We start from the raw sequence: 3042 nt of genomic DNA, 5'->3' as shown, positions 1-3042 counted from the left end.
TCAGCTGGTTTGAAAAACAGCTGGCCATGACTTTTATTGGTAAGATCCCCGATGGCGGATATGTTGAATCTGAACAAAGTTTTAATAAAGCTATTGCAATCAATCCCGGTCTCATGCGGCATTGGTATGAACTGGGTTTGCTATATGAATACTGGAATAAAAAGGAACACGCCGTTGCCGCTTATGAGCATGCAAAAACATGTCAGGTACTTATTGCCAGCGACCGGAATAAATTAATGGATATTGAAGCAAGATTGATTAAGCTGAAGAACTAAATGACTTAATCCATTTTTATCCATGGATAAAAATGTACAGCATCTCCCGTGGATAATTTTTCTATCTCTGCTTTGTGCTGAACCATGCCAGTGCTTGATAACAGCGCAGATATATCACCTGAACCATTGTGCTTTTTGATAACGATGCCATTTTCGTTTTCGTTGGCTACAATAAATTCATCGAAGGAGATTTTTTTAGTACGTTCATGCGTGATTGTTTTTGTACTGAATGTTTTTTCTGTGTTGCCAAAGCAAGCACGGATAAAAGGTTCTATAAAAACTTTTACGCCAACCTGTACGGAGAACGGATTTCCCGGCAAGCCGAAAGCTATACAGCCATTGGGATGTGTGCCAAACCAGATGGGTTTGCCCGGACGGATTTTCGCTTTGTGAAAGTGACAAGTGAAGCCACATTTTACCAATGCTTCAGGTACATAGTCGGCATCTCCGGCAGATACACCGCCTGTAACGATTAACAAGTCTGATTTCATTCCCTGTTGAATCTGTCCGATTAAAGCTTCCAGCGTATCCTGTGCTGTACGTACATGAAACGATACAGGATAATCTTTTAATAAGGTACGAATGGTGTATGAATTCGAATCCCGGATCTGCCAGCTTGAAATCTCTTTGTTTACAGGTTCTGTAATTTCATTGCCGGTGCGTAGAATCGTTGCTGTTAAAAACTCGAAGGAAGGGACAAAGCCATAGCCCAGCGATGCCAGCGTACTGATATGCTGCATAGCAATGCGGGCTCCTTTTTGTAAAACTTCGGCACCTTTTTTTAAATCTTCCCCTTCACGGGCAATATTCTGCATAAGGGAAAAGGAGAGATCTTCTTTGAAGGAAATCTGATTGTTTGCTGCAATAATGTCTTCAACACGTACCAACACATTTAATTGCTTGGGTACAGGTGCACCCGTCATGATACGCAGGCACTGAAAGTCTTTTATTTCCGTATCCCATGTTTCGCCTGCAAAAATAGTTCCTGCCAGTTGATAAGAGTCACGGATCGGGGAGGTGCCATCCCAGTAAAAAGCAATGCCATCAACGGCAGCTCTGTTAAAGGGCGGATAATTCCGGTCTGCAACAATCGTGTCTGAATAAAAATTTCCAATGCTTTCCAACAAGGGAATAGTAGACGGAATTGTTTTTATGGTATGACTTAAAACAATTTTCTGCGCTTCGTCGAATGAGATCATATCAATGTCCTCCGCCTTTCATCATTTTACGCGCATGGAACACAGCGGGCATAATTGCTTCCAGGCATTCGCGCACACCATTGCTGCTGCCGGGTAAGGTTACGATCAATGTTTCATTGATGGCACCTGCCACTGCTCTTGACATCATGGCAAGGGGCGTACGCATTTGTCCATATACGCGCATGGCTTCTGTAATGCCATCGGCGTCCCGTTCAAGAATCGCTTTAACAGCTTCAACTGTTTTGTCCCGCGGACCTAGTCCTGTACCACCGGTCGTAAATATATATGCATAATCGTCAGCTACCCATGCTTTGATTTTCTGTTGTATTTGTGATGGTTCATCCGGTAAGATGGCATATGTCACTTCGTTTATCCCATGCGTGTTTAGCATTTCAATGATTTTCTTCCCGGAAGTATCTTCGCGCTTGCCTTCAAAGGTAGAATCGGAGCAGACAAGTACCGCACACTTCGGTGGGGTGTTGAAATATTTTTGCCCGCTTTTGCCGCCTGTCTTTTCAAGCAATTTAATAGGACCAATGCTTAACTGTTTATCAATATTTTTTAGCAGATCATACACAGTCAGAGCTGCAATAGATATGCCTGTAAGCGCTTCAATCTCAATGCCGGTTCTGCCGATCGATTTTATCTGTGAACGAATAATTACGCCATGTAAACCGGCTAATGGAATTCCCAATTCGGTTTCGTGTTTGGCAGGATCCAGTATTTCAAAGTCTACCGACATGCCATCAATACCAACGGGATGGCAATGAGGAATTAACTGGTATGTATTTTTTGCTGCCAGGAAAGCTGCTGCACGAGCCACATCAAACATATTTCCTTTCGGAAGGGTATCATTTTTTATATGTTCTACAGTTTCAGCGCTGCAGGTTACCAGGCCGATTCCTGTTGCTGTCCGTAATGTTATTTGTTTTCCGCTAATATCGCGCATAGGTTTTAAGTACTAAGTATTAAGTACTAAGTACGGAGTATTCCCGAACGAATGCAAATCCCAAATCACAAAAAACAAATTCCAAATTAAGATTGTATGATAGTTTTAAAGTTAATTTGAAATTTTGAGTTGTCCAGCAGTTTTGTTCGCCCGCAGCGAATTGGTTTTTGTTATTGGGTATTTTAATATAAAAAGACAGCAAGTGCCCTTTTCACCTGCTGTCCCAACTAAACCAAGTAATATCGAAGAATTCAATTATTCATTAAGGCCAATAAAAATCAAACCATCTTCTACTTTAATTGGATAGGTCTTTATAGTATAGTCATCACCCGACATGCAATGACCGTCTTTAAGGGAGAATGTTTTTTTGTGGAACGGACATGCTACTTTGGGTTCACCGCTCATATCGCCAATCATACCACGGGATAAGATCATTTGTTTTTTATGCGGACAAAGATTATCTGTTGCAAACCATTCGTTGCGGCGGGTAAAATTGAAGATAGCGATCTGTTTGCCTTTAACCATTGCACAAGCGCCTCCGTTGGCAGGCACATCTGCAGTTGAGCCAGCTTTGTACCAGGTTGTATTTATTGTTGTTTCAGAAGTTTTCATAAGAGTA

3 protein-coding genes and 1 pseudogene are annotated in these 3042 nt (G+C 41.8%); 1 reads left to right on the top strand and 3 read right to left on the bottom strand.

Annotation, left to right across the window (positions count from 1 at the left end):
* Nucleotides 1–275 (top strand): annotated as a pseudogene (locus tag ACTHJT_RS10660) (tetratricopeptide repeat protein); the annotation flags it as partial.
* Between the two features lie 5 nt (nucleotides 276–280).
* Here the strand turns inward: ACTHJT_RS10660 and ACTHJT_RS10655 are convergent.
* The 3 genes from ACTHJT_RS10655 to nirD all read right to left on the bottom strand — a co-directional run bounded on the left by ACTHJT_RS10655 (nucleotide 281) and on the right by nirD (nucleotide 3035).
* Nucleotides 281–1474 (bottom strand): molybdopterin molybdotransferase MoeA, encoded by a 1194-nt coding sequence (locus ACTHJT_RS10655; RefSeq protein ID WP_440238005.1) that lies wholly within the window; start codon nucleotides 1472–1474, stop codon nucleotides 281–283.
* Nucleotide 1475: 1 nt separating this feature from the next.
* The gene (gene moaCB, locus ACTHJT_RS10650) at nucleotides 1476–2423 is read right to left on the bottom strand and encodes a bifunctional molybdenum cofactor biosynthesis protein MoaC/MoaB (RefSeq protein WP_440238004.1); all 948 of its coding nucleotides are present in this window, start codon (nucleotides 2421–2423) and stop codon (nucleotides 1476–1478) included.
* Nucleotides 2424–2678: 255 nt separating this feature from the next.
* Nucleotides 2679–3035: a nitrite reductase small subunit NirD gene (gene nirD / locus ACTHJT_RS10645; RefSeq protein WP_440238006.1), complete on the bottom strand. Its 357-nt coding sequence runs from the start codon at nucleotides 3033–3035 to the stop codon at nucleotides 2679–2681.
* Between the last annotated feature and the right edge of the window lie 7 nt (nucleotides 3036–3042).

It is taken from the genome of Cytophaga sp. (assembly GCF_051961495.1).
In the GTDB taxonomy this organism is placed as follows: domain Bacteria; phylum Bacteroidota; class Bacteroidia; order Cytophagales; family Cytophagaceae; genus Cytophaga.
The sequence above is the reverse complement of the archived record's forward strand: the minus strand, read 5'-3'. Positions and strand labels throughout refer to the sequence as shown.